The following is a 14,234-nucleotide window of genomic DNA, read 5'->3' on the forward strand; positions in this document are numbered from 1 at the left end:
CTTTGCCGCCCTGTGCGGGGGGGGTTTTTTGGTAAAATTTATTGTTAATTGATATGGGGGGCGCCACCCACGGTGCCGCCCCACAACTACGGTGCTTCAGGCGTCACTTGACGTTGACCGCGGCCCACGCCCGGTCGACCGCCTTGTACTCCGCCGAGTCGGCGCCGTACAGGTCGGACGCCGAGGTCGCGGAGCTGCGCAAGGTGCTCGCCATCGGTGAGCTGGTCGCCCTGAACGACGATGTCGCCGGTCTCCACGACCTCATACAGGGTCGGACAGTCCCGTGCTCGGACGTGGTACCGATGAACCTGAGCGTCATGGTGTCCTCCGTCTGCGCCGGTTAGAGGTCCAGCATGCGGCGCCGGCCTGCCGGGCGGGGAGCGATTGCCGGGGATCGGCAGCAGGGTGCCGTCGAGGATGACGAACGCTTTGGTCCGGATCGCCGCCATCGACTCGGCCAGGGACGGCGCGAGCGCGGCCAGCACCTCGATTGCCTCGCGTATGAAGCGGAACACGGTCGCGATCCCGATGCCGAACCCGGCGGCGAGTCGGGCGTAGGTATGGCCACACCCCAGGTGGGCCAGGGCCACCAGGGCCTGGCGGCCGGCAGACAGGCGCCGCCATGGCGTCCCGATCTCCCGCTGTCGGATGGCGAGTTGTCTACTGAGGTGCCTCAGGGTACGGCTGGACAGATCGATCGAGGACGGGCAGACAAGCACACGAAGCTCCTGGCGGACACAGGTGATCTTGGTCGAGAACCCGTCTACCAGGAGCTTCATCGAGTTCCTGGCCAACCGGCAAACTGGTCAGCCAAGTTGGCCGTCGCCATCATCGCTGCGGGCTCTGTATAGGCTGGTGCGCGTGGATGTGACGGGATGTCTTGGGTGTGACCTTCTGACCGGGCGTCGGGAGCTGCCCGGGGGTGTCCTACATGAAACCGCTGCTTGGGTGGTGAACCACGTCGTCGGGCCGATGAATCTCGGGACCTTGATCGTCGGTCCGCGGGAGCATGTCGTGGCCGTCGCCGAGCTCGACGACACGGCAGCGGCGGAACTCGGCCCCTTGCTGCGCGATACCGCTCGTGTCGTGGAGACGTTGTGCCAACCCGAGCAGACCTACGTCTGCATGTGGTCGCACGGCCGCGACGCGCGCAAGCACCTGCACATCGCGGTCCAGCCGGTGACCGCTGAGGTGCGGGCCCGCTACGGCGGGCTGCGCTCTGAGCAGCTCCAGGCCCGGATGCTGGCGGAAGGTGACGAGCCGGACATCACGAATGTCGAGCAGTTCTGCGAGCGGGCTCGCGAGCTGTTCCGAGCGATCACAGACAGCAGCCTCGAAGACCCCAGCTGATCACCGGTGCCGGGCCGACGCCACGGCGCAGCCGGGCGGGTATACGGGAGGAAGCGCCGCAGTCTTCTCCACCGCGCCCCCACAACGTGAGGTTGGAAAAGGCCCATTGCCTGCACCCTTATCTGCTATCGGCGTCTCGCCTGCTGATGTGGATGTGCAGCAGGTTCATCGCCGAATCGTGGCCATAGTGGCGGGCCAGTTCCATGGGGGTGTGACCATCTGGATCTGCGAGATTCGGATCAGCCCCGAAGGCCAACAGCACGGCCGTGGTGTGCACGGTCAACGGTTGCCCGCTCTGCAGGAAGCCGTCGCCCTCGACGTCGATGGCATGCGTCAGTAGCGTCACGTTGCCGAAGACCTCATCGGGATCGGAGCCGGCGGCCAACAATCGAGCCAGGGCCTCTGCGTCTTCCTGGTCGACTGCTTGATGCGCGGGTGTCCAGTAGTCGCTCACCACGGCATTCAACCGCCTGGAGAGCACCTCTGCCAGCGACTACCTGCGGCATCCGCCGCCAATTGAGATGACGTCTTACCCGAACGCAGCCAGGGAGACCGGCTGCCACTGACGCCAGGTGCTCAGACGCTCCTCGTAGAGACCAGCGACATCGGTGAAGGACTTGCCGAGGAAGATCCTCAGCGGGGGCTGGTCCGCATCGACGATCTGAAGAATCGCGTCGCGGGTCGCGCGCGGGTCGCCTACCTCGAAATCCGGTGCAGTAGCCGCGCGGACTTCGGTGTAGTCCGGGTGCAGCTCGCTGTGTCGTGCCCCGCGGGCCAGCCAGTCGGTGGCGTAGGGGCCGGGCTCGACGTTGGTGATGTGGATGCCGAAGGCTGCAACTTCTTGCGCCAGAGCCTCCGACAATCCCTCAAGGGCCCATTTGGAGGCGTGGTACGCACCAATGCCGGGGAATGCACGTACGCCGCCCTCGCTGGTCACTTGCAGGATCCTCCCCGATCGCTGCGACCGCATAAGAGGCAGCACGGCCTGTGTGACCCACACCGCACCGAAGAAATTGGTCTCCATCTGAGCCCGGAGGTCGTCCTCGTTCACCTCCTCGACCATGCCGAAATGCCCGTAGCCGGCGTTGTTGACCGCGATGTCCAGTGAACCGAAATGCGCCTGGGCGCGCTGCACTGCCTCATGCACCGCGGCGCGGTCGGTAACGTCGAGCCGGACCGGCAAAACCGCATCCCCGTGCCGCTCGACCAAAGGGGTCAGCTGGCTGACGTCCCGAGCCGTCGCCGCGACATGATCGCCGCGTTCGAGCGCCGCCTCCGCCCACTCGCGGCCGAACCCCCTCGAACTGCCCGTGATGAACCAGGACTTGGCCACGGCTGGTACTCCCTACAGATGGATGGATTGCTTGCTGTTGCCGTTCCATCGTGCTGTGGATCGAGACATTCCACCAGCGAAGGTCTTGCATAGGAGACATGCGGTTTCGGAATGTGTCAAGATGACGGCGTGGCCGACTTCACCCTCACCGGTCTCCGCGTCGTCCAGGCCGTAGTCGACACCGGCTCGTTCACCGCCGCGGCCGACGCACTCGGATACACCCAGTCAGCGGTGTCCCGTCAGATGGCGGCGATGGAAGCCGCCGCAGGCGTACCGCTGTTCGTCCGGGGCGCCCGCGGGGTAACCCCCTCTCCCGCGGGCATGATGCTCGCCCGCCGGGCCGCAACAGCCCTCAACGAGATCGACGCCGTCAGCAAAGACCTCGCCGGGTTGCAGGACCACGTCACCGGGCGCGTCGCCATCGCGGCGTTCCCCTCGGCTGCCGCCGTGCTCGTCCCCAGGGCGTTGGCCCGCCTGCGAAACGACCACCCGGGTTTGATCGCCGAGTTCGGCGAGGCGTCCTCGCCCACGCAGCTTCGCCAACTCCGCGCTCACCGCATCGACGTCGCAGTGATCGGTGTGGGAGCGGACCTGCCCGCCTACGATTTCGAGGGACTGCGCCGCGACCTGCTCCTCGACGGCCATCTCCTGCTCGCCGTCCCCGCGAACCACCGGCTCGCCGGCCGCGGAACCATTCCGGTGACCGAACTGGGGGACGAACCCTGGATCGTCGGCAAGGGCCTCCGCGACGACCCCCAGTTCGGCGCCTGGCCAACCCTCGACCACCCGCGGATCGCCTATGCCGCCCGCGAATGGCCCACTCGCCTCGGCCTTGTCGCCGCCGGTCTCGGGATCGCCGTACTCCCCGAAGTAGCGGCCGCCGCGGTCCCCACCGGCGTCCGCATCGTCCAAGTCGACGACCCCGCCTGGCTCGGCCGGGCCATCGTCGCCGTCACGGTCCGCGACCGCTGTCCCGAGGTGACGGCCACCGTGGGGGCGCTGCGCCAGGAGGCCGCACAGCTTCGCGCGGCGCCATAACGCCGCGCCCGGCAAGGAAGATCCACGCCGGGATTCCGCTCTGCTCGGCCACGGCCGGAGCTGTCTCTGCGCACCATCCGGCACTACGAGGAGACCGGCCTGGTCATCCCCTCCGCCCGTTCCCAGGGCGGGTTCCGCCTCTGCACCGAGACGGACGTAGCCCGGCTCATGGTGATCCACCGGATGAAGCCTCTCGGATTCACCCTGGAGCAGATGCGCGACCTGCGGGACGCCACCGACCGCTTGGACGGCGACGACGCGTTCGACGCCGGCGAGCGCGAGGGGCTGCTGGAGCGGGTGCGGACCTACCGGCAGGCAGCCGCCGAGCAGGTGGAGAACCTGCGCACCCAGCTGGCCCGCGCCGAGGACTTCGCCGCCACCCTGGGCGCCCGCCGGGAGCAGAACGCTCCGGCCGCCCGCGTCTGAAACCGGGGCGTCACGTCCCGGCTGGTGCGGCCTCGTCCTGCGGGGCGCGCGGGCCGGGCACGGCCGTGGCGGTCAGGTCCAGCTGAAGGCGGCTGTTCATGTCCAGCTCGAACCGGCCATAGGGGTTCACGTGCGGCCAGAACAGCGGTGACAGGGCCCGCCGGTCGGCATCGGTGAGCATGTCGGCCCACTTCTCGTCGGCGAGGACCTGCTGCATCAGCAGCGTGTTGACGTGCACGAGGGCGGACTGGAGCAGGTGCAGGGCAAGCATGGACACCTCCTGGGACTCTTTGTCCGCCCCGGCCAGGTCGCCATCCTTGCCGTAGAAGAGGTCCTTGTTCGCGCTGTTCCAATTCTCCACGACCTGCAATCCCTCGTGGATCTCCTGGCGCAGCTCGGCGTCGGCGAGGTAGTCGCAGACGAACGCCGTGCGCACCGCCCGCCCGAGTTCCTCGATCGCCTGGTAGATGGGCTGTTTCGGGCCGCCGCGGTTGAAGCGGCGCAGGACCTGCTCGGCCTCCGCGGTGCCCAGGCGCAGGGCGGTGGTGTACTTCACGATCTGGTCGTACTGCTGGCGGATCAGGTCCCAGTTGATCGTCTTGGTGGACAGCACCGGCGCGAGGTGGGGCCAGTTGCCGTCCTCGCCAGCCGCCGGACGGTACAGCCGGGCGGAGCCGATGTTCTTCAGCCTCGGCATGAGCTTGAAGTCGAGCATGTGGGCGAAGGCGCAGCACGACGATGGACGCGCCGTGGGTGTCGGTGACCGCGACGCGTTTGATGCCCATGTTGGTGCCCAGGCCGAACAGGACCACCAGCAGCCGACGGCGCAGCAGGTCCTTGGACAGGTTCTCTCTGCGATCAGCCACGTCGCCCCCCGGACCAGGAATTCCGGATCACGTACAAGGTGCGAGGCGATGTCGAAGACCAAGCTGCCCACCCACGCACCGATCGGGACGGTGACCAGAATCGGGTGGAAGGGGTGCCCGTACGGTTTGGCCAGCGCAGCGCTCACCGGCCGCTTGGCCTGCTCATGCACCGGATCCACCATTCCGACCCTCTAGTTTCACCAACAAATCTTGGTCTTATTCGCCGGAGGCCTCAAGCTACCTGGCCCTGCGACAAGCCGGACGAGGAATCGTTAGTTGCACCTATCGGTGTGCGCGTTACTGTGGAGGTGTGGCCTCTGACGTAACGCCGCACACTTCCGCAGGTGACGCGGCGATCGAGTCCGTCAGCGTCCTCGGCGAGGACTCCCGGCGGCAGATGTTCGCGTTCATCCGGCGTCAGCGCCGTCCCGTCACCCGGGACGAGGCCGCCGCCAGCGTGGGCATCTCGCGCAAGCTCGCCGCCTTCCACCTCGACAAGCTCGTGGACGCCGGCCTGCTGCGCGCTCGGTACGAATCACCGGCCGGACTCCGGAAGGTCGGTCGCCAGCCCAAGGTCTACGAACCCACCGACAGCCACATCCACGTCAGCATCCCCGACCGCCGCCACGAACTGTTGGCCGACCTCCTACTGGAGGCCGTCCTCACCGAAGTCGACGGCGAATCCGCAACCCACGTCGCCGTGCGCACAGCCGGCCGGCGCGGCCGGGACCTGGGCGAGCGGGAGCGGGAGCAGACGCGTCCGGGCCGACTCGGCGCAGAACGTGGACTGAGCGTCTGCGAGCGGATGCTCGACCAGCACGGCTTCGAGCCGGTCCGCGAAACCCCCACCCAACTCCGCCTGCAGAACTGCCCGTTCCACCCTCTGTCAGCCAAGGCTCCCGAGCTGGTGTGCAGCATGAACCGCGCCTTCATCGCCGGTTACCTGCAAGGCCTGGAGGTAACCGGCGTAGAGGCGATCCTCGCCCCGTGTCCCGGGCAATGCTGCGTCCAACTAGGCCCCACCAGGGGGTGATGTGCAGCTCTGTTCACCACAGCGACGTCGTCGGGCTGCCGACCGAGGACGTCACCGACGCCACCTGGCGCTACCACTGAGCGCGGCCGGCAGAACCAGGGCCGCGGCGCCGAGATGACGGTGGGCGACGACCACAGGGACCGGCCCGGCGTTCCTAGAACCGGAGCATTCCCATGGTTACCAAACGCATCATGTACCGCCCTCCGGCGACGACGGAATCGGCAGCGCACGGCACCGTCACAGCGAAATCGTCCGCCCAAGACTGGGGACTTCTGCTGATCAGGCTGACATTCGGGCTACTGATGGCTGGGCACGGCGCTCAGAAACTGTTCGGCATCTTCGGGGGCCAGGGCCTGACGGACACCGGGAAGGGGTTCGCTGCCCTCGGCTTCCGTCCCGGAAAACTCTTCGCCCTGATCGGCAGTCTGTCCGAATTCCTCGGCGGCCTCGGCCTGGCTCTCGGACTGCTCACACCGCTCGCGGCCGCCGCCATCATCGGCGTAATGATCAACGCCATGGCAACCGTCACCGGGACCCACGGCCTCTGGGAGACGGGCGGCGGAATCGAGTACAACGTCTGCATCGCCGTGGTTGCCCTGGCTGTCGCCGCGACCGGTCCCGGGCGCCTGGCCGTGGACCGGTTCTTCCGTTGGGGTACGGGCGGCTGGCCCGAGGCTGCCTTCGCCCTCGGCCTGGGCGGAATCGCCGCCGCGATCACCCTGAGCATCTGAACCTTCGCACCCGCACCCGCCGCGACACAGCCGACGCCCTTCGCGAGCGAGCCAGAAACCACCGGTCCACCCATCGGCGGGTGCAGCCGTGCTGCCCCGGGCCGCTCCGGCGAGCTGGACACAAAGGCACGCGGCTCCCCGGCCTCCGGAGGAAACCTTCCAAAGCGAGAAGGGGCTGGCCGGGCTGGATGAGCACCAGGTTGTCGGCGACCGTCTCGGGCGTGGGTTCGGCGCCGGTGAGCAGGGCTGGCGAGGCCGGCCAGGCGAAGATCACCCGAGGCACCCCGACGACATGCGCGAGTTCCTCGGATGGTTCGAATCCCTTGACCCGTCGCCCCAGCACCTCTCCGACCGCTGATCCGCCTCGGTGGACCAGGGAGCAACGCGAAGGGCCACTCCAGGGTCTCCTGCAGTCCCGCTCTCGACCCCGCCCAGGACATCAGCCGTTCTTGGCGGCGGCGCGGAGTTCACGCTTGAGGATCTTCCCGCTGGGGTTACGGGGTAGCTCGTCGACGAAGTGGACCCGGCGGGGCTCCTTGTACGAGGCGACCTCCTCCCGGGTGAAGTCGATCAGTTCCTGCTCGGTGGGCTGCTCGACGCCGGTACGTAGGACGACGACCGCGGTGACCTCCTCGCCCCACGTCTCGTGAGGGACAGGGACGGCGCGGGACGCTGCCGGTGGTGCGGCCGTGCTCGAAATCGATGAGGGTGGGCCGGGACAGGCCGCTGCGGGCGGCGAGTTCATCGAAGGTCCAGTCGCGCTCGCCCCGCAGGCGCGCGAGCGCGACGCGCAGCGCGGTGAGGTCGGGGTCGGGGTCGGGGTCGGGGTCGGGGTCGGGCGGCAAGATCGTCACCCCACCATCCGATGGTGCAGGACCCTGCCCTGCCGATGCAGACCTCTGCACTATCTGGCCTGGCGAAGGGTGACATCCACGGTGCAGAGATCTGCACTACAGTGCGGCCGCTCCGCGCTCTCGCCGATCGGGGCACGCGAGTTCGATCGACAGCGGACGCAACGCGGCCGTCGGCGCCGCGTCCGGGTTCGGCTCGGCGCTGGTCGGCTCGGTCGGTCCGATGGTCGCCCCGCGCTTCCGCGCCGCGGCCTGCTGCGCGGCGCCTACATCGGCACCGAGGCCGCCTCGGCCCTGGTACTGCACCTGACGAAGCTGATCGTCTTTGGCGCCGCCGCTGTTCTGACCAAAAATCGCCAACCGGCTGCCCGCCCACATCTTCGTCGACGCCGAGCGCAAGGACAGGCCGGACTGTTCCCCGTTCTCATGAGCCGCCTGGTCGCCGAGTGCGTCCCAAACCATCGAGAAACGCTGCCCGGTCTCCGCCTGCGCAACCAACGAGCCAAAGTCGATTACTGAACCTGCCGCACCCGCATGCGCGCACGGCCGCATATGCAGGCAAGTAAATTCAGTGAAGGAATAATGGCCAGCCTGTTCGCATTCACCATTCCTCCATGGACGGTAATGCGCGTATTCCACCGGTGAGGCCCATTCTCACAGTGCGACACGGTGCGGAAGTGAGGCAATGAAACGACGCATTAACTGACGCGTATCCACAGGGACTCCTTACGTCGGTCCACTCCTTGGCATTGCACCCCGTTCTTCGGCATTGCCAGCGCGTGCCGTCGTCAGGAGGAGTCATGCCCTTCTTCGCCAGGGCGTCCTGGCCAGGAGACCACCGCGACGAGATCGTCGCCAGCGCGCTCGTCGCGGCGGTGATCGTCGTACTCGGATACGCGTCGGGGATCGGCGCCCCCGCCGACCAGAACGTGAACACTGCCGCTCCTCCGGCCGCCGCAGCCCCCGCGTCGCCGTCCGACCGGAGCAGCTCCGGCCCCACAGGCACCGATCCCGGCGGTTCGGAGGGCGGGACATCGGACGGTTCCTGGACACTGCCCGTCGGTGAGGTGCCCGCGGGCAGCGGCACGAAGGACACCGGCGGCGGTCATGCCGGGCACGGCAGCAGGGACAATCTTCCAGGCCACTCCGGCGGCTCGTCGCCATCTCCCTCGCCCTCGTCGCCTCCTTCCTCATCCCCGTCCCCGACTCCGTCGCCGTCTCCTTCGCAGTCCTGCGCGGACGGCGAAGTGCATCTGGTGCGGCCGCTTCTCGATGGGGTGATCACTCCCGTGACCGGACTTCTGGACGGCCTCAGTGGTCTCACGGGCGGAAGCCCCCCGTCGCCCACCCCGTCCGCGTCCGCTGACTCAGCGGCCATGTCGGCTGATTCGACGGCGATCTGCGCCGGCGTAGCGTCGGACCCGGCCCTGGCTGCGGAGCTGACACGGTGAGAACTCGCGCTGTGGTGACAGCCGTTCTGGCTCTCGTGGCCCTACTGGTCGGCGCGCCCGCCGCGTCCGCCCACACCGAACTGGACTCCTCATCCCCGAAGGACGGTACCCGGCTCTCCCACGCCCCGGGCACGGTGACGCTCACCTTCAGCGAGGCCGTGGACCTGCCCGACCTGCACGTGGCGGCGGGCGGCAAGCCCTTGACCATCACGCGGCCGGCCACCGGGCAGCGGCGCGCGTCATCCGTCGTCGTGACCATCCCCAAGGCCACAGTCGAGGCCGGCCGACTGACTCTGGACTGGCATGTCATTGACGAAGAGGACGGGCATCCGACCTCCGGCAGCATGTCCTTCGTCATCGGCGCAGGTGCCTCCGACTCCGCGCCGACAGCCGGGGGCGACAAGGCCGCGGCAGCGGCCCCCGCGCCTTCCGATGCCGTGCGCAAGGTGTGGGTCGCCGTCCGCTGGGTGGACTATCTGGCGTTGGCCCTTTTCGTCGGCGGCCTCGGGTTTTTGGCGATGCTGTGGCCGCAGGGCTCCCAGGACCGCAGGACGCGCCGGATCCTGGCCGCGTCCTGGGCGGCCGGGCTCGTCGCCACCCTGGCGGGCGCCGGACTGCAGGGCGCGTATGGCGCGATGGGCCCGCTGGGCGACGCGCTGAAGGTGTCCACGTACACGGACCTGCTGCACGGCGAGGTCGGTGTCGTACTCGCGTGCCGGGCTCTGATGTGGGTGCTGGCGGCCGTGGTGCTGGCCGCGCTCATGCAGGGCGGCCAGCGGGCGGCCCGGTCGCCGGGCTGGCGGGTCGGCGCGGCCGTCGTCGGCCTCGGTCTGCTGCGTACTACGGGCATGGCGGGCCACAACTCCGAGGGCAGTCACCCGGGTTGGGGCGCTGTGGCCGATCTCGTCCATCTGCTCGGCGTCTCCCTGTGGCTGGGCGGTCTCGTCTTCCTACTGCTCGGCGTGCTGCCACGGCGTCGGCCGGCGGAACTGTCGACCGCCGTCTCCGGCTACTCCACGATGGCCGGCGTCTGCGTCGCGGCGATCGCGGTGGCCGGAGCGGTACTCGCCTGGCAGGTCGTCGGCTCGTTCAGCGCGCTCTTCGACACCGGCTATGGGCAGCTGCTGCTGATCAAACTCGCTGTGCTGGCCGCCGTGTTGCTGATCGCCCAGGGCAGCCGGAGCTGGGTGCGCACCCGGCTCGACATCGCCGTGCTGCTGCGCGGCGACCGCGCCACCGTCCGGCCCTTCGTCTACTCGGTCGCGGCGGAGACGGGACTCGTCCTCGTCGTCCTTGCCGCGACGAGTCTGCTGGTCACGTCCGCCCCCGGCCGCTGACCGGTGCCCAACCCCGTACCAGCCGTTCCTTTCGAAGGAGAACCTCCCCTATGAGCACTGACAACTCCGCCTCCGCCGATGGCGCTCGGCGAGAGCGAGGGCACGGATCACACGCCCGGCGCGGCAACCGGGTACTGCTGACGGCCGGCCTGGGCGCGGCCCTGGCTTCCGCGGGCTGCTTCGCGCTCCTCCAGACGGCCAGTGGAGCCCCGGCTCCCGCCACCGCGCAGCCGGCCGCGGAGGCTCACTCGATGGCACAGCCGGCGGCGCAGACCAAGGCGGCCGACTACACCATCAAGATCACGAACTACAAGTTCGCCCAGCCGAAGCTGACCGTCAAGGTCGGCCAGACCGTGAAGTGGATCAACGAGGACACCGCTCCGCACACGGTCACCACCACCAGCGGCCCGGCCAAGTTCGACTCCGGCACGCTGAACAAGGGCGACAGCTGGTCGTACACCTTCACCAAGGCCGGCACGTACAAGTACTACTGCGCCGTCCACCCGGACATGACCGCCTCCATCACCGTCGTCGCTGACAGCGGCGGGGGTACGGGCGGCTCGACCGGCGGTTCCGGTGGTTCGACCGGCGGCTCCACAGGTGGTTCGACCGGCGGCTCCACAGGCGGTTCGGCCGGCGGCTCCACAGGCGGTTCGACCGGCGGCACGACCGGGGGCTCCACCGGCGGCAGCACGGGCGGATCGAGCTCCGGCGGCTCGACCGGCGGCAGCAGCGGCTCGGGCGGTACGAGCGGCGGCAGCGGTGACGGCGGCACCGAGCAGTGCGTCAGCATCCAGCAGGTCCTGCTGCCGATCCTCCAGCACATCAACAAGGCCCACCTGGAGGAGTCCCCGGGCCAGCAGGTCAAGGACGCGCTTCAGCTCGACAGCTACATCAAGATGCACACCGTCTGGGTGGAGTCGATCCTCACCCCGGCCGTGAACGGTGCCGGCTCCGTCGGTGACGACACCCTGACCGTGCTCCTGCAGCACATCAACTCCGCGCACCTGGAGGAGTCCCTGGGCCAGCAGGTCGCGGACATCCTCAACCCGGACGCCTACGTGAAGATGCACACCGTCTGGGCCGAGCACATGCTCACCCCCACCGAGGACTACCTCACCAACTCCTGCTGAACCGGGCCCAGAAGAAGGTGGTGGGCCGGCCGAGTCGCAGTCGGCCGGCCCGCCACCCGGCCATTGTCCCCTCCCTCGCACACCGAGGTGCCTGCCATGAACACACAGACCCTTCCCACCCAGCCCCTTCCCCCGCCCGTCCTCGGCCCCTCCTGGCTGCCACACCCCGGCACCTACGGCGCCGCCGACGACCGCTGCATCGTCGAACTGACCACCCTCCTCGGTCCCCTGCCGACTTTGCGCCGCCGCGTCGCCGCGGACGAAGCGACCCTCACGGTCGCGCCGTCCCCCGACGACTGCGTCCTGAGCCTGAGACTGACCGGCACCGCACTCGGCGGCGAGGAGCTGACCTTCGTCAGCACCACAATCGAACCCGCCACCGACGACTCGCGGCTGCGCATCCCGGGCGAACTCGCCATCGGCGACACGACCCTCCCCGGCGTTCCCGCGACCCTGGCCCTGCGCGCCAGCCTCCTCGTCCTCGGCACCACCCGCGTTCCCTACGACCCGCTGCGCCGCACCACCGGCTTCGCCCTGTCCCGTACCCGCCCCGCAGACCGCTTGCGTCTGCTCATCGCCGCGGAGTTCACATGCCGCACCGCCTGACCCTCCGCAGCCCACGCGCCCTGCTCGCCGCACTGCTTCTCACGGCTGCCCTCACCTTCCTGCAGGCGCCCGCCGCGCAGGCCGCCGGCCACCAGATCGTCATGTCCGGCTACGCGTTCGGCCCCCGCTCGCTCACCATCACGGCCGGTGACACCGTCACCTGGGTCAACCGGGACACCGCACCCCACAACGTAAGGACCACCTCGGGCCCGGCCTCGTTCCACTCACCGATGCTCAACAAGGGCGGCACCTGGAGCTACACCTTCACCACCGTCGGAACGTACAGCTACGTCTGCACCGTCCACCCCGGCATGACCGCGCAGATCGTCGTTAAGGCCGCCGCCACCCGTGCTCCGGCACCGAGCCCGACCTCCCACCACGACATGCCGATGGCGCCCGGGCCGAGTTCGGCACACACCCAAAGCCCGGCATCCGCCGCACCCACACACCACAGCGGTACGGCCGCCGCACCCGCTGCGAGCGGCAGCCCCACCTCGTCCACCGCCCCGGCCGCCGCACCCGCCCCCGCCCAGCCGGAGGCGACGCCAGCAGCGCAGCCCGCCGACGCGACCCGCCCACTGGACCCGCTCCTGGTCCTGGCCGGCGTCATCGCCGGCGTCGCCGTCCTGTGCCTGCTCCTGGTCGGATCCCGCTCCGCCGCCACAGCAGCCGCGGCCTCCGACCAGTCGAAACAAAGCTGACACCACCGAGACGCGGCAGGCTACGCAAGTGCGCCACCGGCCATCGGCATCGTGATCCCCAACTGAGTGATCAACATGTCCACCGACAAGTCGGTCGTCTTCACCTCGACGCACACCAGCGCCTGGGCGACTGTGGCATCGTCGACCTCGCGTCCGGCCGGGTTGTACCCCACTGAGGTGATGTGCCCGGGCTCCAGCCAGGGGCGGCGGATCACGGGTTCGAGGGAGTGAGTGGTCGCGGCGGCGATGTCAGCGCCGTCGAGCGCCTCGGCGTAGGTGGACACCGCGCTGTCCCCGCCACTGCTGGCCCGCTAGGACGCTTCGGTGCTGGCGGTCCTGGGCACCGGCGTGCAGGCACGGTCCCACGCCCGCGCCATGTGCCGGGTCCGCCCGATTCGCCAGATCCGCGTAGCCGGCCGTGACCTCCAGTACGGACGACAGTTCGTCGGCCAAGGCGGCTGCCTTCGCCGGGCATCACCGTGGCCGACGATATGCGCAGGAGACTGCCCTAACCGAACTGCGGGCGCAGTCGGGAGAGCGACGGCGCGCTCGCGCGCGACTACGACCACAACCCTCCGGCCTTCTTGCCGTGGCGCGGGATCTGCAGGGTGATGCGGGTGCCTTCGTGGGGTGCGGAATCTACTGTGAGGCGTGTGTGCAGCGCTGGTCGCGGACGACCTGCTGGAGCGACGGCCGTACCAGGACAAGCCAGCCCGTTACGAATACGTTCTCACCGAGCGGGGCAGGTCCCTGCGACCGGTGATCGTGGCTTTCGCCGCCTGGGGAAACCGACACCTGGCACCGCAGGAGGATCGATGATCCTGGTCGACGCCGCCAGCGGCGAGGAGGTCGAGCCGGTCCTGGTCGACGCCTGTACAGGAAGACGCCTCGACAACAGCGAGACCTTCGTCTTCGCCGCCGTCCCGGCGGCCAGCACCGCCATGCGCTCGCGGTACACCGAACTTCACAGACAACGGAAGGGCTAGACAGCACCGATACGCAGTAGGCGTGCCATCCATTCGCCGTCGCCACGTGTTGCGCCCTGCCCTCATGTGGAGGAGCTCAGACGAATCGTTCTCACCGATAGTCGTTGTGCTGACACAAGGTCAGATGAGGACACTTGACGAGTTCAGCTAAAGCAACCGGATGTGGAGAAGCAGCTGGACGCTCACCTGTCGCCCGAGGCAGACAGGGCCTCAAACGCTCCGGGATGACGTGCACTTCTCGGCCTCCGCGATGGGTAGGATCACGCCGCACGTTGAGCGGGCGGTTTCGTGCCGCGCCGCGCACGGCACAGACCGAACATCGGGGGCGCACGGCATGAGTGGCAATGGTTACTGGGGTCCGGCGGGCGGACCCGGCCCTGGTGGACAGCCGG

General features: G+C 68.8%; 16 protein-coding genes and 6 pseudogenes. 13 read left to right on the plus strand and 9 right to left on the minus strand.

Annotated elements, in window-relative coordinates:
- Positions 1-392: 392 nt before the first annotated feature.
- Positions 393-719: pseudogene (locus tag ACWIGU_RS38230) on the minus strand (transposase family protein); the annotation flags it as partial.
- Between the two features lie 232 nt (positions 720-951).
- Between ACWIGU_RS38230 and ACWIGU_RS38235 the strand changes: the two are divergent.
- Positions 952-1,350, plus strand: a complete 399-nt coding sequence (locus ACWIGU_RS38235; RefSeq protein ID WP_454406323.1) for a hypothetical protein — start codon at positions 952-954, stop codon at positions 1,348-1,350.
- 118 nt (positions 1,351-1,468) lie between these two features.
- Here ACWIGU_RS38235 and ACWIGU_RS38240 read toward each other — a convergent pair whose 3' ends face one another.
- Both ACWIGU_RS38240 and ACWIGU_RS38245 read right to left on the minus strand, forming a co-directional pair.
- Positions 1,469-1,804: an ankyrin repeat domain-containing protein gene (locus tag ACWIGU_RS38240; RefSeq protein ID WP_454406324.1), complete on the minus strand. Its 336-nt coding sequence runs from the start codon at positions 1,802-1,804 to the stop codon at positions 1,469-1,471.
- 75 nt (positions 1,805-1,879) lie between these two features.
- On the minus strand, positions 1,880-2,683 hold the full coding sequence (locus ACWIGU_RS38245; RefSeq protein WP_454406325.1) for an SDR family NAD(P)-dependent oxidoreductase: 804 nt from the start codon (positions 2,681-2,683) through the stop codon (positions 1,880-1,882).
- 129 nt (positions 2,684-2,812) lie between these two features.
- Between ACWIGU_RS38245 and ACWIGU_RS38250 the strand changes: the two genes are divergently transcribed.
- On the plus strand, positions 2,813-3,721 hold the full coding sequence (locus tag ACWIGU_RS38250; protein ID WP_454406326.1) for a LysR family transcriptional regulator: 909 nt from the start codon (positions 2,813-2,815) through the stop codon (positions 3,719-3,721).
- A 60-nt stretch (positions 3,722-3,781) separates the two neighbouring features.
- Complete coding sequence (locus ACWIGU_RS38255) at positions 3,782-4,147, plus strand: MerR family transcriptional regulator (RefSeq protein ID WP_454406537.1); 366 nt, start codon at positions 3,782-3,784, stop codon at positions 4,145-4,147.
- A 10-nt stretch (positions 4,148-4,157) separates the two neighbouring features.
- Here ACWIGU_RS38255 and ACWIGU_RS38260 read toward each other — a convergent pair whose 3' ends face one another.
- The gene (locus ACWIGU_RS38260) at positions 4,158-4,862 is read right to left on the minus strand and encodes a Tn3 family transposase (RefSeq protein ID WP_454406538.1); all 705 of its coding nucleotides are present in this window, start codon (positions 4,860-4,862) and stop codon (positions 4,158-4,160) included.
- Between the two features lie 150 nt (positions 4,863-5,012).
- Positions 5,013-5,195, minus strand: a pseudogene (locus ACWIGU_RS38265) (DUF2231 domain-containing protein); the annotation flags it as partial.
- 128 nt (positions 5,196-5,323) lie between these two features.
- On the opposite strand from ACWIGU_RS38265, the gene ACWIGU_RS38270 reads away from it, so the two are divergent.
- Both ACWIGU_RS38270 and ACWIGU_RS38275 read left to right on the plus strand, forming a co-directional pair.
- Complete coding sequence (locus ACWIGU_RS38270) at positions 5,324-6,046, plus strand: helix-turn-helix transcriptional regulator (protein WP_454406327.1); 723 nt, start codon at positions 5,324-5,326, stop codon at positions 6,044-6,046.
- A gap of 191 nt (positions 6,047-6,237) precedes the next feature.
- Positions 6,238-6,777 (plus strand): DoxX family protein, encoded by a 540-nt coding sequence (locus tag ACWIGU_RS38275; RefSeq protein ID WP_454406328.1) that lies wholly within the window; start codon positions 6,238-6,240, stop codon positions 6,775-6,777.
- 439 nt (positions 6,778-7,216) lie between these two features.
- Here the strand turns inward: ACWIGU_RS38275 and ACWIGU_RS38280 are convergent.
- The 3 genes and pseudogenes from ACWIGU_RS38280 to ACWIGU_RS38290 form a co-directional block, all read right to left on the minus strand.
- Positions 7,217-7,453 (minus strand): annotated as a pseudogene (locus tag ACWIGU_RS38280) (AMP-binding enzyme); the annotation flags it as partial.
- A pseudogene (locus ACWIGU_RS38285) lies at positions 7,446-7,631 on the minus strand (helix-turn-helix domain-containing protein); the annotation flags it as partial. The pseudogenes ACWIGU_RS38280 and ACWIGU_RS38285, both read right to left, overlap by 8 nt.
- A 96-nt stretch (positions 7,632-7,727) precedes the next feature.
- Positions 7,728-8,267, minus strand: coding sequence for a hypothetical protein (locus tag ACWIGU_RS38290; protein WP_454406329.1), 540 nt, complete (start codon positions 8,265-8,267; stop codon positions 7,728-7,730).
- Positions 8,268-8,428: 161 nt separating this feature from the next.
- Between ACWIGU_RS38290 and ACWIGU_RS38295 the strand changes: the two genes are divergently transcribed.
- The 5 genes from ACWIGU_RS38295 to ACWIGU_RS38315 all read left to right on the plus strand — a co-directional run bounded on the left by ACWIGU_RS38295 (position 8,429) and on the right by ACWIGU_RS38315 (position 12,856).
- Positions 8,429-9,079 (plus strand): hypothetical protein, encoded by a 651-nt coding sequence (locus ACWIGU_RS38295; protein ID WP_454406331.1) that lies wholly within the window; start codon positions 8,429-8,431, stop codon positions 9,077-9,079.
- On the plus strand, positions 9,076-10,416 hold the full coding sequence (locus ACWIGU_RS38300; RefSeq protein WP_454406332.1) for a copper resistance CopC/CopD family protein: 1,341 nt from the start codon (positions 9,076-9,078) through the stop codon (positions 10,414-10,416). The genes ACWIGU_RS38295 and ACWIGU_RS38300 overlap by 4 nt, the downstream gene beginning before the upstream one ends.
- Before the next feature lie 50 nt (positions 10,417-10,466).
- Positions 10,467-11,549, plus strand: a complete 1,083-nt coding sequence (locus tag ACWIGU_RS38305; protein ID WP_454406333.1) for a cupredoxin domain-containing protein — start codon at positions 10,467-10,469, stop codon at positions 11,547-11,549.
- A gap of 96 nt (positions 11,550-11,645) precedes the next feature.
- On the plus strand, positions 11,646-12,155 hold the full coding sequence (locus ACWIGU_RS38310; protein ID WP_454406334.1) for a hypothetical protein: 510 nt from the start codon (positions 11,646-11,648) through the stop codon (positions 12,153-12,155).
- Positions 12,140-12,856 (plus strand): plastocyanin/azurin family copper-binding protein, encoded by a 717-nt coding sequence (locus ACWIGU_RS38315; RefSeq protein ID WP_454406335.1) that lies wholly within the window; start codon positions 12,140-12,142, stop codon positions 12,854-12,856. Before ACWIGU_RS38310 ends, ACWIGU_RS38315 begins: the two co-directional genes overlap by 16 nt.
- Before the next feature lie 20 nt (positions 12,857-12,876).
- Here ACWIGU_RS38315 and ACWIGU_RS38320 read toward each other — a convergent pair whose 3' ends face one another.
- Complete coding sequence (locus ACWIGU_RS38320) at positions 12,877-13,140, minus strand: hypothetical protein (RefSeq protein WP_454406336.1); 264 nt, start codon at positions 13,138-13,140, stop codon at positions 12,877-12,879.
- Positions 13,141-13,180: 40 nt separating this feature from the next.
- Here ACWIGU_RS38320 and ACWIGU_RS38325 point away from each other — a divergent pair, with 40 nt between their 5' ends.
- The 3 genes and pseudogenes from ACWIGU_RS38325 to ACWIGU_RS38335 all read left to right on the plus strand — a co-directional run.
- Positions 13,181-13,468, plus strand: coding sequence for a hypothetical protein (locus tag ACWIGU_RS38325; RefSeq protein ID WP_454406337.1), 288 nt, complete (start codon positions 13,181-13,183; stop codon positions 13,466-13,468).
- A gap of 51 nt (positions 13,469-13,519) precedes the next feature.
- Positions 13,520-13,842 (plus strand): annotated as a pseudogene (locus ACWIGU_RS38330) (winged helix-turn-helix transcriptional regulator); the annotation flags it as partial.
- 140 nt (positions 13,843-13,982) lie between these two features.
- Positions 13,983-14,072, plus strand: a pseudogene (locus ACWIGU_RS38335) (IS5/IS1182 family transposase); the annotation flags it as partial.
- Between the last annotated feature and the right edge of the window lie 162 nt (positions 14,073-14,234).

Source organism: Streptomyces sp. NPDC055400, assembly GCF_053644375.1.